This is a genomic window from Bacillus sp. EKM420B (genome assembly GCF_011065565.1).
Lineage (GTDB): Bacteria > Bacillota > Bacilli > Bacillales > Bacillaceae > Bacillus > Bacillus velezensis.
On record NZ_JAAMNX010000001.1, the window covers coordinates 271357 to 289184 of the forward strand.

The following is a 17828-nucleotide window of genomic DNA, read 5'->3' on the forward strand; positions in this document are numbered from 1 at the left end:
ATTACAGGAGGCTTTATACATATGAATTTCTCACTTGAAGGCCGCAACATCGTTGTGATGGGCGTTGCCAATAAACGCAGTATCGCATGGGGAATCGCCCGTTCGCTGCATGAAGCCGGAGCGCGCCTCATTTTCACTTACGCGGGAGAGCGCTTGGAAAAATCAGTTCATGACCTTGCGGCTACATTAGAAAGAAATGATTCCATCATCCTTCCGTGTGATGTGACAAATGACGCTGAGATCGAAACTTGCTTTGCAAGCATTAAAGAGCAGGTCGGCGTGATTCACGGCATCGCGCACTGCATCGCGTTCGCAAACAAAGAAGAGCTTGTCGGCGAATATTTAAATACGAACCGCGAAGGATTCCTGCTTGCGCATAACATCAGTTCTTACTCTCTGACAGCGGTCGCAAAAGCGGCGCGTCCGATTATGACTGAAGGCGGAAGCATCGTTACACTCACTTACCTCGGCGGAGAGCGCGTCGTTTCAAACTATAACGTAATGGGTGTGGCAAAAGCGTCTCTTGATGCGAGCGTGAGATATTTAGCCGCTGACTTAGGAAAAGAAAACATCCGCGTCAACAGCATTTCAGCAGGGCCGATCCGTACGCTGTCTGCAAAAGGAATCAGTGATTTCAACTCTATCCTGAAAGAAATTGAAGAGCGAGCGCCGCTGCGCCGCACGACAACACCTGAAGAAGTGGGCGACACGGCTGCATTCTTGTTCAGTGACCTGTCAAGAGGCATCACGGGCGAAAATCTTCACGTGGATTCAGGATTCCACATTACCGCACGTTAAATAACAAGCAGTCCCTTTCAGGGATTGCTTTTTTCTTTCTTCTGATTTTAATCATTCCGTCATATAAATAAAACATGACAGAATCGGAGGGATGAAGATGTCAAAACAAAACAGAAACGCGGAAAAAAAACCGCTCATGTATATTGTTCAGGCGGATTATTCAGACACGCAATCATCAATGCAGGACATATTAATCAAAAAAAGGAAAGCGCCGCAGCCGCCGGAAGAAGAGCCGATGCATGGAAAGCGGGAGGAAGAATGTAAAACTCAGCCTGAAGGAGCAGTGGCTGTCGAACCAGAAAAGCAAGTACCTGAACAGCACAGCCGCTCAGAAGAAGCCGTTCAAGAAGTTCCGGCGCAAGCGGAGCAGGACACTGCCAAGCCTGACGCGGCTAAAAAAGAGCCTGATGCCGCTGAAAAAGAGCCTGAAGCGGTTCACAATGCCGCCCCAGAGGAAAAGGTTCCGCCAAAGCGCGTGAAAAAGCCGATGAGCAGAATGTCCATTCTTGAAAAAATTGATTTCTTAACGAAGCTGCCGCATAATATGCCGCGGACCCTTTGTCTGATAGAAGCCAACGGGAAAACCTACAGAGGCGTAATCGTCGGCAGAAAAAATAATGCGATCTTCCTGCGGACGACAAGCAACGGAGCGCCGGCAGAACTCGCAATAGACGATATCACTTCGCTGCATCCGCTTGGATTTTAACCATACAAAAAGCTGCCTGAATTCTTTAATCCGGCAGCTTATTTTTATGCTTTTTGATTTAAGAATGTGTGCGGTTGATCAGTCTCGGGTTCAGGCAATTGATGGCGCAGAAGCTATGGAGATCGACTTCAACGCAATAGTTCGTTTTTTCTAAACGGAATACATCGCAGAGAGAGTCTTTATCTGTAAAATCAAGAATGTGCTTATGCTCGTCAAAAGCAATAAGCAGGCTTAATGTGGCACAGCCGTCACAGACCCTTTCAACTCTGAAAAAAACGGTGTTAAAGCACGGACCGTTATCCAGCTCGCCGACATTTCCGAATGCGGTAAACGGTGATGATTTAGAAGTGAAAAGCACAAACGGCACTGTATCGCCTAATGAAAAACCCGGCGATAAAAGGTTGGAATAGCATCCGGCCGGGCAATCTTCCTCGACCGCATTTTGCAGGTCTTCAATATTTTCTACCGCTTCACGCACACAGTATGTTGTATGCTTGCTCATAATATCCCTCCTGACTTCACGTTTTATATACCGGATTAAACGATATCGGAGAGTCAGCCGCCCGGAAGTCCGGGCGGGCTGATGATTGCATCTGTAATAGAAGGTTGGAAGGGGATTCTTCTTTAGGAAAGATGCGAATCAATGACTATCCGTGATGCTTTTTCTCTTTGTGCGGCTCAGGCCGGTCAACAAGCTCCGGTGAAAGGCATTGAATGGCGCTGAAGCAGCTCAGATCAACTTCAATGCAAAAATCTGTTTTTTCTAAACCGAAGAAATCCGGGTCACAAGGATGGCAGACGCTGAGGGTGTCGCCGTGCACATCTACGGGGCGCAATACTGAAAGCGTTGCGCAGCAATCACAAACTCTTTCTGCCCGGAAGAAAATAGACTCGAAGCACTGGCTGTCATCCGCAAATCCTCCGACGTTCCCGAATGTGGAGAACAAACCGCCTTTTTTATCAAACAAGAGAAACGGGATGGTATCTTTACCGGTAACCGTCGGGCTTAACAGATTGGTATAGCATCCAGTCGGGCATTGTTCTTCAACAGCCTCTTGTTCTGCTAAAATCTTCTCGACTGCATCGCATACACAACTTTCATCTCGGCCATGGTGTTTTCCGCAGCTCATGGATTTCAGCTCCTTCTTTTAGGGTATTTGACTTTTGTCTTTAACAACATATGTACGCGAGCCTCACTTGGTGTGGGTGAACGTCTATATATTCATCATATGCGGAGAAAATAAGAAAAAGCAGAGCATTTTTAGCTCTGCTTTTTCTTTTTAGAGGATCAGGGTGATGACTAAGATGGCAACCAGTGTATTTGTCGCTGTTGAGATCAACACTGCGATATCGGCATCTACTGTTGTCACGTTTACGCCGCGGGAGTTTTCGATGAGCAGTTTTTGACGGTTGATTTGTTTGTTAGCTGTTAGCTGCAATAAGTCTTGTGCGACCAATTCAGCGATGACTCCGTCAGCGATTGAAGTGAGAGTGGCCGTTACGACTGCTGCATTAAGAGCTGTCATGACTGAAGCGACTGCCTGAACGTCTGTTGACGTTACGTTAATATCACAAGAGTCTCTGATAATAATCGCTTCTTCAGAAACTTGTTTGTTGAGATTCGCTTGAGCCAGGTCCTGGTCGATGAAGGCATTATCTTCGCCGAATCCGTTTCCGTTACAGCAAACACTGCATCTTCTGCCTTCTTTTTCTTCTTTTTCTTCTCGCGGATGTTCGCATTCAGGATCAAGTGCAACCCAAGAGTATGGTCTGCTTTCCATATCTATTCCTCCTTTTCTTTTACTAATATTAAATGAGCCGGCCCCTTACTTTGACTCAGGCATCTATCCTGATAAAAATCACTATTTTTTAGTTATTGATCGGGATTTTGGCGTCTTTGCCGGAGCTGTTCGATTAATTGTTCTCTGCGGGTTTTTGGATTTGTCTGCTGTTCTTGCGCTTTTTCCTTCTCTTTTTTCTGTTTCTGGCTTTCAAGAAAAGCTTCTGATTTCGCCTGCATGTCTTTGACTAATGCGATCAGCATTTCTTTTTCTTCATCAGGGATATCCCGCATTTTATCCTTTGTCACGCCGTGTTTTTTGAAGACATTGCTGACAAGCACTTTTAAAAGCGGATCCACTTCTGGTAGACTTTCGAGTTCTTTTTTTAATTTTTCGTTATCTGCCATTTGTTCTCACCTCTATTTAAATATTTGAAAAGAAAGGTTAAAGGATGTCTAGTTCAGCAAAAAGTATATTTAATAATTGAAACAAAGTTTGTACAAAGGCCATGATATCGTCTGCTGTCAGTGTGATTTTGACATTGCGGCTGTTAATGACTTGAATGAGGGTTCGCTTTTTTATTTGGCAATCATCGAGGATCAGCAATTCGGTTGCCATTTGGTCGGCTGTGTCTTCATCTGCGATCGCGAGCTGTGTCGCAAGGATAATCGCCGCAGTAACTGAGGCTTGTATAGAAAGAGCGGCCGTTATAAGTGTTGTATCTATTGTGACATTTTCGCAATCAATCACTTCGATCTTCTGCTCGAATTCGTTGGATAATTGTTCGAATATTTGCGGTTGCAGTGTTTCGACTTTTTCTTCAAACGACATAACCTTCACTCCTTTCTCATTCATACTCTATATAATGCAAATGAAACGCCGAGCGGAATAAGAAAAACAACTAAATCGCACCTATTTTTTTACCGGACAAGGTGCGATTCATGAAGATCAGGGTTTTCGCATATGTATAAAGAGGTCAAGTTTTGAAAAGGAGTGAACAGGTGGTTATCAATTGGCTTTCATTTATTCTGTTATCGTTTGCCGTTTTCCGGCTGGCCAGGCTTTTCGTATTTGACACCATTATGGCGCCGCTTCGGAGCCTTTTTCACGAGGAAAAAACAGAAACCGCACCAGACGGCACGACAGAAACCTACATTGTCATAAAAGGAAAAGGCATCAGGGCATTTATCGGTGAACTTCTCAGCTGCTATTGGTGTACGGGCGTATGGTGCGCCGCCTTTTTAATTGCGGCGCAGATTGTGATCCCCGAGGCCGCGCAATGGCTGATTTTGCTGTTAGCCATAGCCGGCGCGGCCGGGATCATTGAAGCTACGGTTTCTCGTCTTCTGCAGGAATAAGGCGGTTCCACCAGCAACTTACCGTCACTTTCGGCATAAACTGGCATATATGACATAAGGAAAGGAAGGATCACCATGAATCAATCAAGCAAACCTTCCCAACACTCTCCATACAAATCAACTGTGCATCAGCCTTACGAAAAAAAAATTAAGAAAAAAGGCTGCGGCTGCGGCCAAAAGAAAAAACCGAAATAGCCGTTTTCTAAAAAACCGGAACTTCCGGTTTTTTTGTTTTTTGCCGAACGCCGGCCTCTGTCCGGCATAGATCATAGAAGGAGGGGATGTTATGAATATATTTGAATCATTCATAAATGGTAAATACCGCCGGCACAATCAAAACCAGCGGGAGCATGACAAATATATCTTATCTATTGAAAAACAGCTGTCTGAGTTTGATGAAGCGGGATCGCGCTTTGAGGAATGGATAGATGTGTTTGCCGCCGAAACAGAAGCAAAACTGAAGAAAAATGAGCATTCTCACTAAAATGAATGAAATCCGCACCGGCCCTATGCATTTATCCAAGCCAAACAAGTCGGCTCACATAGAGTATAGAGAGTAAAGGAGGTGCTTAGATATGGGATTCGGATATGGCGGATTCGGCGGCGGCTACGGCGGTTATGGCGGCTGCGGCGGATACGGAGGCGGCTATGTCGGAGGCGGATACGGCTCAACATTTGTTCTTGTTGTCGTATTGTTCATCCTTCTGATCATTGTCGGTGCATCCTTTTTTGGCTAAACCTTAGCGAGACCTTGGATAAGCGCGGGACCGTTCAGTCCCGTGCTTCCCTGATGTATGAAGGAGTATAGAGACGGGGCACTCTGAATTTTTTCCTTGTCTTACGGGCACATGTTCCGCTCTTTATTCATACAATATCGTATTACTCCACAAAAGGAGGCACACCATGGATAATCAATTTTTCAAAAATATTGAGAAGAAAACAGGCGTCAGCATGAAGGATGTCATGAACCTTGCAGGATCATTGCAAAATGCCAATTTCAAAGATGAAAACACGGTGAGAGGCGTCATTCAGAAGGTGTCCCAGCTGGCTAACAAGCGTGTTCCGAAAGAATTGGAAGACAAAATCGTTCAATCGATTACAAGCGGTAAAGAGAAACTTGATTTTGGCACCATTTCTAAAATGTTGAACAATAAATAGGCGTCAGACGGCCTTGCTAAAAAGGCCTTTTTATGTGAGAAGAACCCGGCAGTGATCTGCCGGGTTCTTTATATCCTGAGTGCGCTCCGTCTGTCCGTCCGAAGAAGGGGCTCGAGAAATCTTGAGCTGCGCGCTGTTTTTCCCCGCCTGTACGCGGGACAAGATACATATAAATGCTGCATGGCCCTTGTCATTGCGACATACAGGAGCCGTCTTTCTTCTTCGAGCGGAGCGGGATCGCCCTGTCTCGCCGTCTCAAGCGCGAAGTCATGGGGGATCGAGCCGTCAGCCGCGCCTAAAATATAGACCGTATTGAATTCAAGACCTTTAGAGCGGTGAATGGTCAGCAGTTCGACGCCGTTTTCATCGGTTTTCTGATTCTCAGCGGCGCGCATATGATCGACATGCGCAAGAAAATCGGGAATGGTTTTGAATTTTTTGGCGGCCACTTTGACATCCCTGAGATCATCAGAGCCTTTTTCCAGTTTGTTTCCCTCATTGCCCCGTTTTTTTAAATACTCGGAAAAACCCATTTTGCTTTCTGCAAAGGTGATGGCTTCAACCGGCTTCATTGTCCGGATGCTTGCGAAAAACGGAACGATCTGCTTGATCTTCCCTATTTGAAAAGGCTTCAGGTCAGGCAGTTTCGTCAGTGCCTTAATCATCGTGCAATCTTCCGTGATTGACAGCGCCTTTAACGTTTGCAGGGCGGATTGCTTTAAAAATAAGGCGGGCAGCAGGTCTTTCACCGCATCCGTATCATCTTCATTCTGACTCGCATATAAGTAGGCGAGGATCTGGCGTACGATTCTGCGGCTGTAGAACGTCTGCACACCCCTGTCGGCATGATAAGGAATCGATGATTGGTGCAGTCTTTCATAAATGGCCCGTCCGGCGCTGTTTGTCCGGTAAAGCACGGCGAAATCGTCAGGGCTCGCCCCGTTTTGAATCTTCTCTTTCATATCCGAAACGATCATGGTCGCTTCTTCTTCTTCATCGTAAGGATAAAATATCACGGGATTGTGAACGCCGTCTTTGACGGCAGAAAGTATTTTTTCATACCGTTTTTTATTTTTCTTTACGACGGCATGAGCGCTTGAGACGATCGGATGCGGCGAGCGGTAATTTGCCGTTAAGTAAATGGTCTTTGCTGCCGGATAATCCTTTTGAAAATCAAGAATGAAAGACGGGCTGCTGCCGCGGAACGCATAAATGGATTGGTCGTCATCACCCACGCAGCACAGGTTATTCTCCGGGCTTGCGATCATTTGCATAATGTTGTACTGGACAGGATTAATATCTTGAAACTCATCAATCAAAATATGAGAAAATCTGTTTTGGTACTGCGCGAGAATATCAGGCCGGCTTTGAAACAGTTCATAACAGCCTTGGGCCATGTCATCAAAATCAAATTGCCGTTTTTCCCGCTTCTGCCGTTCGTAACGTTCGTAGAGCCGGTACACTTTTTTCTCCCAGTCGTCCGCAAGCGGAATGGTCTCATGGGGGAGATACGTGTTTTTCCAGCAGCCGATAAGCTGTAGCGCCTGGTCGACGGGAAACTCTTTTTCATCCAAATTTTCTTCATAAAGCGCCTTTTTCACATATTGCTCTTTTTGCCACTCCATTTTTAAAAGCTGGCTGCCGTTCCATTTTGAAGAATCATAATGATAGAGTATTTTATAGAAAAAACTGTGGAATGTTCCGGTCACGAGACGGGAGACTTTTCCGGCTGCCAGCCCGTACTCATTCGCCATCCGCTCTTTCATTTCGGCGACGGCTTTTGTCGTAAAGGTCACAAGCAGCATATTCTCAGGTGAAATGCCGAGGTGTTCAATCATATGGGCGGCGCGGGCTGTCAGCACCCTTGTTTTTCCGCTTCCCGCTCCGGCGAGCACCAGCAGGGGGCCGTCCGTTTCCGTGACTGCCCGCATCTGTTCGCGGTTCAGGCCGATGCCGGGGAATAAAGATGTATCAACTGCCTCGGATGTTGGTGAAAACGGTTCGGCCGCAGGCACTTTTTTCGGGCTTTTCCATTCTGAGACGATCGGTTTCGGATTCTCTGAAATCGCTTTTCCTTTCGGCAGGCGGAACATGCCTGCCTCCTTATACTCTTCTTTTTCTTTCTCCGCTTGTGGTTCCTCGGCCGCACATGCTTTTTCACAGGCGGTGAAGTCTCCCTTTTGCCGATGATAAAATGCCGGCTGCTCTAAAATCGAAAGCCGCATCAAGACGGGCTGGTCACAATGTGCGCAAAAAATATTTCCCTTCTGAGCTTCTTCAAAAAGGAATTGGTAATGTTCTCTAGAATATGTATTTAAATGTATCGTTCGGTTATTCAGTCGGGCGCATTTCAAAAAGGGGTCCTCCCATTAAAAGGTGTTCATCCATTTGATAGACAAAGAATATCATAACAAAAGAACCGCGTTTCAAAAAGTAAGATTAAGGGAAATAAAAAGCGAAGGGGAGGGGTACATATGATTTATGCAGGACGGATTCAAAACCAGCAGTATTCTCAATACGCAAACCGGGCAGCAGGTTATAAGCCTGATTACGCCGGCATTACAAAAGCGGCCGCCCTCGCCAATGACAGGGTGTACAGAGAGGTGGAGCGCCGCCAGGAAAACACCGCAGCCGCAGCAAAGAAAGTGCATGAAGAAAAACGTAAGCGCTCTCTTTCCCGTCTGCCGCAAATCATGGGAAAAGGCCGGTTGATAAATCAATACGTGTGAAAAAGCCCGGAAATGTCCGGGTTTTTTTGAGCCGTATATATGAAAGATGCGGAAAGGAATGATTCAATTTGAGAAAGCTTTCATTATTAATTGCGGGGTTATTTCTATTCGGCCTCTTTACTGCCGGAATGAAACCGGCACACGCGGCGGAGAGCTCCGCAGCAAAAGATGTCACTCTTACACAGCTGGCGCCGCATGTCTGGATGCATACAAGCACCGGTACGGCAGACGGAAGTCCCGTCCCTGCGAACGGATTGCTTCTTGAAACTTCCAAAGGAATCGCACTGATTGATACTCCGTGGAATGACAGTCTCACAGAGCAATTAATGACACAACTAAAACAGCGGTTTCCCGGCAAAAGGATGACCGATGCCATTGTGACACACGCCCATGTCGATCGCATCGGCGGGCTGAACACACTGTACAAATACGGTGTAAAGGTGCACAGCACGAAGCTGACCGCCGACTTCGCCCGGCAGCAGGGATATGACCGGCCGCTCGGAGATTTGAAAAACGTGACAAAGCTGCAGTTTGGCGATATGAAAATTGAAACGTTTTATCCGGGAAAAGGGCATACGGAAGACAATATTATCGTCTGGCTGCCTGAGGATAAGCTCTTATTCGGCGGTTGCTTAATCGAGGCTTTAGAAACAAAGGAAATCATACCGACTCCGGGCTTTTATCCGGATCAGTGGCCGCGCGCCGTCCGCAAAGTCATGAAAAGATATCAGGACATCAGCATTGTCGTTCCGGGCCATGGCAGTCCGGGGGATGACCGTCTGCTGCCGCATACGATAAGCCTTCTGAAAGAAAGGTAAAAAAGAAGACCGGCGCGCCCATTACGGAGTGCCGGCTTTTTTTATCTCTTCCTGATTTTCTTAAAACTGAGGAAAGCAAGTGCAAGCGCCAAAACGGTATATCCCGCTATCGGCCAAATATGCTGATGAAAGGAAGAATAATCTCCGGATATGACTTCCTGGGCCAGCTCGATCGAGTGAACAAACGGTAGGGCATAAGCGATATGTTTGAACGTCTCACCGAGCAGGCTCACATCCATCCAAGCCCCGCCCAGAAATTGCACGAGTGTAATATAAATCGTTCCGATACCTGAAATTTGTTTGTCCGTAAACACAGCCCCCAAACATAAACCGAAGAAAACGGACATCATCGCAATCGGCAGCAAGACAGCGATACCTGCGAGAAGATTCATCCACTCGGCGGATAAACCGGCAGCAGCTGCTGCGATAAAACAAATGATGATTTGTAAAATGGCTAACGGCAGCATCGGCAGTGCGTAACCGATAACATAATCGGCTGTTTTTAAAGGGGAAGCAAACAAACGGGTCAAAAGGGCGGTCTGTTTGTCTTTTGCGATCAGCAATGCAGAGAACATCGTAAGGAAAGCGAAACCGAAAACAATGAGTCCGGGTGCTAAGTGCTGAATTTTAAAGGTATCAAGCGGCGCATTTTTCTCGATCGCCGTAAACAGAAACAATAGAATAACAGGCAGTGCGATTCCAAGGATAATAGACAGGGGGTCACGAAAAATCTCTTTGCGGTTGCGAATGGCGAAATCAAGCATAAAGACCCGCCTCTCCGTCACAAATCGCTAAAAAGGCATCTTCAAATGTGGCTGAATGTGTTTGTTTTTTCAGATCCTCCGCTGTGCCCAGTGCTTTTAGAGTCCCATTTTCTAAAATGCAAATACGGTCTGCCAGGGCTTCAGCCTCTTCTAAATAGTGTGTCGTTAAAATAATCGTCATGTCTCCCTTTAATGTCTCAAGATTTTTCCACAACTCGCGGCGTGAACGGACGTCCAGCCCTAATGTCGGCTCATCTAAGAAATAAATATCCGGTTTCGTAATCATTCCCATTGCGATGCTGAGGCGGCGCTGCATTCCTCCTGATAAGGTTTTGGTTTTTGCTCTTTCTTTCTCTTTTAATTGAAACAATTCAAGCATCTCATCTGTTCTTTTTTTTGCTTCTTTTTTCGGAATTCCGTAGACTCCGGCTATAAACTCTAAGTTTTCCCGCACGGTTAAATGAGGGGCAATGGCTGTTTCCTGCGGGGACATGTTCATTTTCGGTTTAATTTTATCCAAATCAGTCAAAATGCTGAAGCCAAGCACTGATGCATCACCTTCATCCGGAGAAAGGAGTCCGCAAAGCATATTGATTAATGTCGTTTTTCCGGCTCCGTTCTCACCGAGTAAAGCGAAAAATTCCCCTTTCTCAACTGAGAACTCAAGACGGTCAACGGCGGCGGTTTCTTTATAATGTTTCGTTAATTGCTTCAGCTCAATCGCGTGCATTTACTCATCCTCGCTATCTGCGTCGATTTGCTTAGCGTTTAAAATATCTTTTGCAAACTCGAAAAAGAGTTCTTGTTTAACAAGTGCGATACCTTGCTGGTCATCCCCAAGCATAAGCAGTGAATCCCCCGGATTTATATCGAAAACATCTCTTGCTTCTTTAGGAATGACAATCTGTCCTTTTGTGCCCACTTTAACAGTCCCGAATATGTGTTTTCCTTTAGGTGCTGTCATGTGTATCCCTCCGTTGTGTGAATTGTATTTTTTGTATGAATTGTAATACTTAGTATACTAAACATACATTAAACTTCCATAAAATGCAATAAATTTCATGAAATAGTATGATTTTCATAAAAAAAGCACTCCTGCCATATCAACAGGAGTGCTTTTGATTTTATTGTTTTTATTCCTTTATCATTTCCAGATGGGGGATGCCCGCATCGAGAAATTCTTCGCCGGAAGTGACGCGGTATCCTTGTTTTTCGTAAAACGGAACCGCCTGCGTCTGCGCATGTAAGATAAAGCTGTCGGCGCCCTTGGCTGTTGCCGCTTTTTCAAGCGCCTGCATCATGATGGCTCCGACACCTAAAGAACGATGGCTTTTCATTACGCAGATGCGCTCTAATTTTCCATGCCCGTCTTTCAAGCGCCATCTGCCGGCTCCGACCGGCTGGCCGCCGTCATATATGACTATATGCTCTGACGTGTCTTCGAATTGATCAATCTCTTCTTCTTCCGGAACGTGCTGTTCTTTAACAAAGACCTCTTTTCTGACGAAAAAAGCGTCATTCAGCTGTTTTTCAGTTTTTGCGATGATGGATTCCAAGCAGTTATTCTCCTCCGCCTAATAAAAATGTTTCGTACACAGTCCATGAGCCGTTATCCAGCTGATAGAGCAGGTGAAAACGGTCGATGACTTCTTCGTGGGAAATGTCCTGCATTTTCAGCTGTCCGAGTACGTCGGAATGTTCATCTGACGACAGCTTCTGGCCGACCGTGACATGCGGAACGAAGCTGTATTCCGGCTCGCCGGATAATGCTCCTGAGTAGCATTTCTCACTCAGAGATTTTAATTCCTCCGTCGGCTCTGCTTTCATATATATCACATTATTCACAGGAGAAAACGAGCTGTATTTTGTGATTTTCAGAACGAGCGGATGCGACTCTTTCGCCGTCTGTCTCAGCTGTGATACGACCTGCTCGATTTCCTGTTCTGTCGCTTCAAACGGATCTCTTACCGTCAGATGCGGCGGAATGAGCGCGTAGCTCGGGTCGTAGCGTTTCCGGTACGAATTGGCGAGATCCTGTAATTTTTTTGATGGAAATAAAACAATACCGTATTTCATGAAAGTTCCCTCCTTAAATGAATGGTTACAGCATTTTTTTCAGCGCCGGCGTGATGAGCGGCTGCCAGTATGTCCATTTATGATCCCCGTCAAAGGTTTCATACGTGTATTCAGACTGTTTGCTTTCCAGCAGCTGTTTGAGCTCTTCGTTCGGCGCGGTGAAATCAAGAACCTGGCCGTCCGTCGTGTGGACGCCGGTTTCTTTTTCTCCGATTTGATGATAAACGGAAATCTGTTTGAGATCCTCCGACTGCCGGACGGCATCCAGCACGTGCCCGTCAACATACGGAGACTGCATGATGACGTTTCCAAACATGTTCGGATAGTCAATCGCCGTCATGAGCGAAACGGTTCCGCCGAGGGAATCCCCGATCATGGTGCGGCCGTATCCGACTTGATAAGTCGGGTATTCTTTGTCGATAAAAGGAACGAGCTCATTGGCGATAAACCGCTTATATGAGGCGAACTTAGAGCCTTCTGGATGGTATGTGTTTCTTCGCTCCCGCACATTTTTATAAGGGACGCCGATAATGATGCAGCGGTCAATTTCCCCTTTTGACATAAGCTCTTCCGCCTGACGCCCGATTCTCCCTAATCTGAAATAATCATGGCCGTCCTGAGCGATGACCGTATGATATTTATACAGGGGGGAGAAGGTGGCGGGCAGATAGACCAAAACGGTCATTTCCTCTTCAAGCTCATGGGAGAAAAGTGTTTTCTCATGAATGATTCCGTTTTTTGATGCCACTTCGCATTCCTCCAGGCCGCTTCTTGTCTTGATGGTTTTTTCCTATTGTACCATGAATTATTAGAAATTTCTTTCTTCAGATGCACTTCTTGCGAGAGTTCAGATAAATAAAAAGTTGTTGAAATCCATTTTATAGTGCGTTAATATAGAACAATCAGAAAATACAAAACAATATTCTTATCACGAGAGGTGGAGGGACTGGCCCTTTGAAACCTCAGCAACCGGTTTGCTTTGCCGCGGGAAGGCAAAGTGCCAAGGTGCTAAATCCAGCAAGCGATTCACATGCTTGGAAGATAAGAGGAAGAGAAAAGCTCCTTCTTCTTATGAAGAGGGGGCTTTTTTATTTTTGAAAAAGGATGGTGCTTACTGATGACGCAGCATGTTGAAACAAAATTAGCCCAAATCGGAAATAGAAGCGAAGAAGCAACGGGAACGGTCAGTCCGCCGATTTATCTGTCCACCGCTTACCGCCATAGAGGAATAGGAGAATCTACAGGTTTTGATTACGTGCGCACGAAAAACCCGACACGCCAGCTCGTCGAAGACGCCATCGCCGTGTTGGAAAACGGTGCGAGAGGATTTGCTTTCAGCTCGGGAATGGCAGCCATTCAAACCATTATGGCTTTATTTAAAAGCGGGGATGAATTGATTGTATCCTCCGATTTATACGGAGGCACGTACCGTTTGTTTGAAAACGAATGGAGAAAATACGGCTTGAGCTTTATTTACGATGATTTCAGCGATGAAGACTGTTTACGCTCCAAAATAACGGAAAACACGAAAGCGGTATTTGTTGAAACGCCGACAAACCCGTTAATGCAGGAGGCGGACATTGAAAAAATCGCCCGGATTACGAAAGAAGCTGGCCTGCTTTTAATTGTGGATAATACGTTTTATACTCCGGTGCTCCAGCGCCCGCTTGAACTGGGAGCGGACATCGTCATTCACAGCGCCACAAAATATTTAGCCGGGCACAATGATCTCCTTGCCGGTCTGGCTGTCGTTAAGGATGAAGAGCTCGGCGACATCATGTTTAATCACCAAAATGCGATCGGCGCCGTTCTCCCGCCGTTTGATTCGTGGCTTTTAATGAGAGGGATGAAAACACTCGGACTCAGAATGCGCCGTCATGAAGAAAACGCCCGTGAACTTGCAGAATTTTTAGAACAGGAAGAAGAAATCGCCGACGTGTTATATCCCGGAAAAGGCGGGATGCTGTCTTTCCGGCTGCAAAAAGAGGAATGGGTCAATCCGTTTTTAAAGGCGCTGAAAACGATCTGTTTCGCAGAAAGTCTCGGCGGGGTGGAAAGTTTTATTACATACCCCGCGACGCAGACGCACATGGACATTCCGGAAGACATCCGTATCGCAAACGGCGTCTGCAACCGCCTGCTGCGTTTTTCAGTGGGCATTGAACATGCAGAAGATTTGAAGCGGGATGTAAAGCAGGCATTACAGCAAGTAAAAGAGGGGGCCGTGTCATATGAGTAATCACAATTGGACGCTGGAAACCCAGCTCGTGCACAATCCATTTAAAACAGACGGAGCCACCGGAGCCGTCAGCGTGCCGATCCAGCATGCTTCCACATTCCATCAGTCTTCATTTGAAGAATTCGGGACATATGATTACAGCCGCTCCGGCACACCGACAAGAACAGCGCTTGAAGAAACGATCGCAGGTCTTGAAGGCGGAACGAGAGGTTTTGCTTTCAGCTCCGGTATGGCGGCGATTTCGACGGCATTTCTGCTCTTATCCCAAGGCGACCATGTTCTCGTCACGGAGGATGTGTACGGCGGAACATTCCGCATGGTGACTGAGGTTCTGTCCCGTTTCGGAATCGAACATACCTTTGTCGATATGACGGACACAGAAGCGGTCGCCCGCGCCATCCGGCCGAACACGAAAGCCATTTATATGGAAACACCGTCAAACCCGACGCTCGGCATCACGGATATTAAGGGCGTCGTCAAACTGGCAAAGGAACACGGCTGTCTGACATACCTTGACAATACATTCATGACGCCTGCTCTGCAGCGTCCGCTTGATCTCGGTGTAGATATCGTGCTTCACAGCGCGACGAAATTTTTAAGCGGCCACAGTGACGTGCTGTCAGGTCTTGCTGCCGTAAAAGATGAAGAGCTCGGCAATCAGCTGTATAAGCTGCAAAACTCGTTTGGAGCGGTGCTCGGCGTTCAGGACTGCTGGCTCGTATTGAGAGGCTTAAAAACATTGCAGGTCAGACTGGAAAAAGCGAGCCGGACGGCTGAACGGCTGGCTGCCTTTTTTGACGGGCACCCCGCCGTCAAAAACGTTTACTATCCCGGCCTTGCCGGACACCCGGGAGCCGATACCCATAAACGGCAAGCGAGCGGAGCGGGCGCCGTCCTGTCCTTTGAATTGGAAAGCAAAGAAGCCGTCAAAAAGCTGGTCGAAAACGTATCGCTTCCGGTATTTGCCGTCAGCCTCGGCGCCGTCGAGTCCATTCTCTCATACCCTGCAGCCATGTCGCATGCCGCCATGCCGAAAGCAGAGAGGGAGAAACGCGGCATCACAGACGGCCTTCTGCGCCTGAGCGTCGGAGTCGAAAACGCCGAAGATTTAGAACGGGACTTCGAACAGGCATTGAAAAAAATAACCCCCGCCCAAGTGAGATCATAAACGAAAAGGGCGCCGTCAATTTTGCGACGCGCCCTTTTTTTTATTTTAGATAAAAAAAGTGTTGACGAATGAGAAATCAGGATATATAATTATAAATGTCAGAGAGACAACAACATACCCAGCAACACATACATATCATGATTCCGTAGCTCAGCTGGGAGAGCGCTACCTTGACAGGGTAGAGGTCGCTGGTTCGAGCCCAGTCGGAATCATCAAGGGTTTCAACGTGTTGGACACTTACTCGTGTCACACTGGAGTCACAAAAAAGAGGAGTCACAATTTAATGTGATTCCTCTTTTTTTGTTTGCCTTGTAAGATGCCACTGATAAATGTGGAAGCGTCCTTTTGCATGTTTGGCATTAAATGCGAGTAGGTGTTAAGTGTAACTTGGATATCCTTATGCCCTAACCTTTCTTGAACGACTTTAGGATGAAACTTTGTTAACAGTAGGGATGCGTGAGAGTGTCTAAGGTTGTGGAGTGGGATATCAGGTAAATCAAGCTGCTTTAAAAATATCAAAATGGATATTTATCGATATTGCTTGATGCTTTTTAAGAAATTCTATATAGGCAAAAAGGTACGAAGTGTTTCAGTGACTTTATCCAATATTGAAGACGATGTGAATCAACAATTAAGTCTGTTTGAAAAGGATAATGAGAAGAGAAGAAAGCTTGGATTTGTTATGGACAGGATAAAAAATAAATACGGATCTAAAACGATCTTACGAGCTGTTTCATATACACCTGGGGGTACGGCGTTATACAGAGCAGGTTTGACAGGAGGACATAAGTCATAAAAAGGTAGTTATTAAATGAAAAAGCTACTCCTATAGGGAGTAGCGCTCAAAAATTACGCAATTATGTAGGGAAAATTTATTCAAATTCAATCTCAGTTAATCCTTTTTTTACTGCTTCTTTAGTTTTTTCAAAAAACTTTAATGAATCTGCGCCTCTGACGATTTCTTCATCACATTCTGAGCACTTATAGACTGGCACATTCTTCACCGTCACGAAGGTCTCACCAAAACGCCCAACTTTATTAAAGTAACCAAGAGGTGCTCTTTCACCACATTCACATAATTTTTCAGCAGGTCTAATACTACCACCAACTTTACTTGCTGATACAGTCAGTGTCGCCATATTTTCCCCTCCCCATTCGGGTCTTTACACAATGATACCATCATAAAATGGTTACTACAAGAACAGAGTCCTCAGAATCCTTGATTACAACAACCGATAATTTACCTTTATCCTTATTTCGTTTATACCCTAGAATTGTAAAAGTAAACGTTGGCTTGGTCTTTTTAGTTTTTGGATTAAATTTTAATTTAGCTTTCTCTACATCAAATGCTTCTTTCACAGCACTTTCTATTTCTTTTCTAATTTCATCATTGTCCTCATGGTACCAACCTCTATGTTTTAATAACCTTGGGTTGTTCATGTGATCAAATTCTACATGAGCACTAAGATCTATTAAACCTTCAGCAAAAGGGTTTTCAGACTCTCCTACTATATTCAAAATCTCGCCTAAGATAGCCTCTATTTGTTCATGAGTTAATGTTTTAATATCCACGCCTTTTTCTTCAACAGAGGAAGATGTTCTTTTTAACACTTCACTCTCCACTTGCTTGAATTGTTCTTCAGTAAGATTGATTATGTCTTCTGTTTCAATAACATAGCTAACCCCATCTTTAGTTTGAACTATTTGGGGCACGAACACGTCTTCAATGTATGCAAAATCAAACTCATCTGTTTTTTCAGTTGGCAAGAAACTCCCCCCCTACAGGACATTAATTGCCTATAATTCTACATTATTCCTTATTAAATTACAATAAAAACAAGTTTTGTAGTCATTTTGAATTCGCACAAATAGATGGCAAACGTATGACAATATAAAATACCCTCCTCGTGGGAGAAGGGTACGTGATCAATTAGGCGTTGCTTTTAGTGGGCAAGCCACTCATCTAATGTTCCCGAAAACCTTGTTGAACAGCTAATTCATATGCTGATTTTCCATCTTTACCAGTAGAGCGGTAGCACCTTTAGCTCCGTTTGCACCAGTATTACCTTTTTTACCTTTTAGTGAAGCTAACCACTCCTCTACAGTTCCTGAAAAACCATTGTCCACAGCAATATCATAAGCAGACTTCCCAGTGACAATTGAGACATTATCCATTGGATTGAAGAAGCTCATTTATGCGCCCCAAAAAGTTATATGTTATTCCTGACTCAGA

At 45.6% G+C, this 17828-nt stretch carries 26 protein-coding genes, 1 tRNA gene, 1 pseudogene and 1 riboswitch; of the genes and pseudogenes, 12 read left to right on the forward strand and 16 right to left on the reverse strand.

What is annotated here, in order from left to right:
* Positions 1-21 precede the first annotated feature (21 nt).
* Both fabI and G9F48_RS01455 read left to right on the forward strand, forming a co-directional pair.
* Entirely contained in the window at positions 22-798 is a 777-nt protein-coding gene (gene fabI / locus G9F48_RS01450) for an enoyl-ACP reductase FabI (protein WP_003155001.1), read from the forward strand.
* Positions 799-895: 97 nt separating this feature from the next.
* Complete coding sequence (locus tag G9F48_RS01455) at positions 896-1504, forward strand: CotO family spore coat protein (protein WP_070081637.1); 609 nt, start codon at positions 896-898, stop codon at positions 1502-1504.
* A gap of 58 nt (positions 1505-1562) precedes the next feature.
* On the opposite strand, the gene cotZ is transcribed toward G9F48_RS01455, so the two are convergent.
* The 5 genes from cotZ to G9F48_RS01480 all read right to left on the reverse strand — a co-directional run bounded on the left by cotZ (position 1563) and on the right by G9F48_RS01480 (position 4116).
* Positions 1563-2006: a spore coat protein CotZ gene (gene cotZ, locus G9F48_RS01460; RefSeq protein WP_003154997.1), complete on the reverse strand. Its 444-nt coding sequence runs from the start codon at positions 2004-2006 to the stop codon at positions 1563-1565.
* 145 nt (positions 2007-2151) lie between these two features.
* The gene (locus G9F48_RS01465; RefSeq protein WP_003154995.1) at positions 2152-2634 is read right to left on the reverse strand and encodes a CotY/CotZ family spore coat protein; all 483 of its coding nucleotides are present in this window, start codon (positions 2632-2634) and stop codon (positions 2152-2154) included.
* A 150-nt stretch (positions 2635-2784) separates the two neighbouring features.
* Positions 2785-3285 carry a spore coat protein CotX gene (gene cotX / locus G9F48_RS01470; RefSeq protein ID WP_014417434.1) on the reverse strand — a complete coding sequence of 167 codons (501 nt, stop codon included), beginning with the start codon at positions 3283-3285 and terminating at the stop codon, positions 2785-2787.
* A 92-nt stretch (positions 3286-3377) separates the two neighbouring features.
* Positions 3378-3692 carry a spore coat protein gene (locus tag G9F48_RS01475; protein ID WP_156735191.1) on the reverse strand — a complete coding sequence of 105 codons (315 nt, stop codon included), beginning with the start codon at positions 3690-3692 and terminating at the stop codon, positions 3378-3380.
* Between the two features lie 37 nt (positions 3693-3729).
* A complete protein-coding gene (locus G9F48_RS01480) occupies positions 3730-4116 on the reverse strand; it encodes a spore coat protein (protein ID WP_022553545.1) in 387 nt (128 codons plus the stop codon).
* 170 nt (positions 4117-4286) lie between these two features.
* Here G9F48_RS01480 and G9F48_RS01485 point away from each other — a divergent pair, with 170 nt between their 5' ends.
* The 4 genes from G9F48_RS01485 (at position 4287) to G9F48_RS01500 (ending at position 5801) form a co-directional block, all read left to right on the forward strand.
* On the forward strand, positions 4287-4643 hold the full coding sequence (locus G9F48_RS01485) for a DUF1360 domain-containing protein (protein ID WP_165408911.1): 357 nt from the start codon (positions 4287-4289) through the stop codon (positions 4641-4643).
* A gap of 286 nt (positions 4644-4929) precedes the next feature.
* Positions 4930-5127 (forward strand): hypothetical protein, encoded by a 198-nt coding sequence (locus tag G9F48_RS01490; RefSeq protein ID WP_012117306.1) that lies wholly within the window; start codon positions 4930-4932, stop codon positions 5125-5127.
* Between the two features lie 91 nt (positions 5128-5218).
* On the forward strand, positions 5219-5380 hold the full coding sequence (locus G9F48_RS01495) for a YjcZ family sporulation protein (RefSeq protein WP_007610678.1): 162 nt from the start codon (positions 5219-5221) through the stop codon (positions 5378-5380).
* Between the two features lie 166 nt (positions 5381-5546).
* Positions 5547-5801: a stage VI sporulation protein F gene (locus G9F48_RS01500; RefSeq protein WP_003154986.1), complete on the forward strand. Its 255-nt coding sequence runs from the start codon at positions 5547-5549 to the stop codon at positions 5799-5801.
* A 68-nt stretch (positions 5802-5869) separates the two neighbouring features.
* Here G9F48_RS01500 and G9F48_RS01505 read toward each other — a convergent pair whose 3' ends face one another.
* Positions 5870-8155, reverse strand: coding sequence for an ATP-dependent helicase (locus G9F48_RS01505; protein ID WP_165408912.1), 2286 nt, complete (start codon positions 8153-8155; stop codon positions 5870-5872).
* 120 nt (positions 8156-8275) lie between these two features.
* On the opposite strand from G9F48_RS01505, the gene G9F48_RS01510 reads away from it, so the two are divergent.
* Both G9F48_RS01510 and bla read left to right on the forward strand, forming a co-directional pair.
* A complete protein-coding gene (locus tag G9F48_RS01510) occupies positions 8276-8530 on the forward strand; it encodes a hypothetical protein (RefSeq protein ID WP_070081642.1) in 255 nt (84 codons plus the stop codon).
* A gap of 68 nt (positions 8531-8598) precedes the next feature.
* Entirely contained in the window at positions 8599-9348 is a 750-nt protein-coding gene (bla, locus tag G9F48_RS01515; RefSeq protein WP_165408913.1) for a subclass B1 metallo-beta-lactamase, read from the forward strand.
* 41 nt (positions 9349-9389) lie between these two features.
* Here bla and G9F48_RS01520 read toward each other — a convergent pair whose 3' ends face one another.
* The 6 genes from G9F48_RS01520 to G9F48_RS01545 all read right to left on the reverse strand — a co-directional run bounded on the left by G9F48_RS01520 (position 9390) and on the right by G9F48_RS01545 (position 12936).
* On the reverse strand, positions 9390-10112 hold the full coding sequence (locus G9F48_RS01520; protein ID WP_165408914.1) for an ABC transporter permease: 723 nt from the start codon (positions 10110-10112) through the stop codon (positions 9390-9392).
* Positions 10105-10842 (reverse strand): ABC transporter ATP-binding protein, encoded by a 738-nt coding sequence (locus G9F48_RS01525; protein ID WP_165408915.1) that lies wholly within the window; start codon positions 10840-10842, stop codon positions 10105-10107. Before G9F48_RS01525 ends, G9F48_RS01520 begins: the two co-directional genes overlap by 8 nt.
* On the reverse strand, positions 10843-11076 hold the full coding sequence (locus G9F48_RS01530; protein ID WP_003154973.1) for an AbrB/MazE/SpoVT family DNA-binding domain-containing protein: 234 nt from the start codon (positions 11074-11076) through the stop codon (positions 10843-10845).
* A 169-nt stretch (positions 11077-11245) separates the two neighbouring features.
* Positions 11246-11668: a GNAT family N-acetyltransferase gene (locus tag G9F48_RS01535; protein WP_165408916.1), complete on the reverse strand. Its 423-nt coding sequence runs from the start codon at positions 11666-11668 to the stop codon at positions 11246-11248.
* A 4-nt stretch (positions 11669-11672) separates the two neighbouring features.
* The gene (locus G9F48_RS01540; protein ID WP_003154969.1) at positions 11673-12188 is read right to left on the reverse strand and encodes a YjcG family protein; all 516 of its coding nucleotides are present in this window, start codon (positions 12186-12188) and stop codon (positions 11673-11675) included.
* A 25-nt stretch (positions 12189-12213) separates the two neighbouring features.
* Positions 12214-12936, reverse strand: a complete 723-nt coding sequence (locus G9F48_RS01545) for an esterase family protein (protein ID WP_003154967.1) — start codon at positions 12934-12936, stop codon at positions 12214-12216.
* A 174-nt stretch (positions 12937-13110) separates the two neighbouring features.
* Positions 13111-13236: riboswitch (SAM riboswitch) on the forward strand.
* 69 nt (positions 13237-13305) lie between these two features.
* Here G9F48_RS01545 and G9F48_RS01550 point away from each other — a divergent pair.
* The 3 genes from G9F48_RS01550 (at position 13306) to G9F48_RS01560 (ending at position 15807) form a co-directional block, all read left to right on the forward strand.
* Positions 13306-14427: a methionine biosynthesis PLP-dependent protein gene (locus tag G9F48_RS01550; protein ID WP_052585709.1), complete on the forward strand. Its 1122-nt coding sequence runs from the start codon at positions 13306-13308 to the stop codon at positions 14425-14427.
* Entirely contained in the window at positions 14420-15595 is a 1176-nt protein-coding gene (gene metC, locus G9F48_RS01555) for a cystathionine beta-lyase (RefSeq protein ID WP_165408917.1), read from the forward strand. Before G9F48_RS01550 ends, metC begins: the two co-directional genes overlap by 8 nt.
* Positions 15596-15734: 139 nt before the next feature.
* A tRNA-Val gene (locus G9F48_RS01560) sits at positions 15735-15807 on the forward strand.
* A gap of 61 nt (positions 15808-15868) precedes the next feature.
* On the opposite strand, the gene G9F48_RS01565 is transcribed toward G9F48_RS01560, so the two are convergent.
* Positions 15869-16114, reverse strand: a complete 246-nt coding sequence (locus tag G9F48_RS01565; RefSeq protein ID WP_238785794.1) for a tyrosine-type recombinase/integrase — start codon at positions 16112-16114, stop codon at positions 15869-15871.
* Between G9F48_RS01565 and G9F48_RS01570 the strand changes: the two are divergent.
* A pseudogene (locus G9F48_RS01570) lies at positions 16107-16391 on the forward strand (DinB/UmuC family translesion DNA polymerase); the annotation flags it as partial. The gene G9F48_RS01565 and the pseudogene G9F48_RS01570 sit on opposite strands and share 8 nt — an antisense overlap.
* A gap of 76 nt (positions 16392-16467) precedes the next feature.
* Here G9F48_RS01570 and G9F48_RS01575 read toward each other — a convergent pair.
* The 3 genes from G9F48_RS01575 to G9F48_RS01585 form a co-directional block, all read right to left on the reverse strand.
* The gene (locus tag G9F48_RS01575) at positions 16468-16734 is read right to left on the reverse strand and encodes a YgiT-type zinc finger protein (protein ID WP_160182572.1); all 267 of its coding nucleotides are present in this window, start codon (positions 16732-16734) and stop codon (positions 16468-16470) included.
* 40 nt (positions 16735-16774) lie between these two features.
* Positions 16775-17362 carry a hypothetical protein gene (locus G9F48_RS01580; protein ID WP_160182573.1) on the reverse strand — a complete coding sequence of 196 codons (588 nt, stop codon included), beginning with the start codon at positions 17360-17362 and terminating at the stop codon, positions 16775-16777.
* 225 nt (positions 17363-17587) lie between these two features.
* Positions 17588-17788 (reverse strand): hypothetical protein, encoded by a 201-nt coding sequence (locus G9F48_RS01585; RefSeq protein WP_238785795.1) that lies wholly within the window; start codon positions 17786-17788, stop codon positions 17588-17590.
* Positions 17789-17828 lie beyond the last annotated feature (40 nt).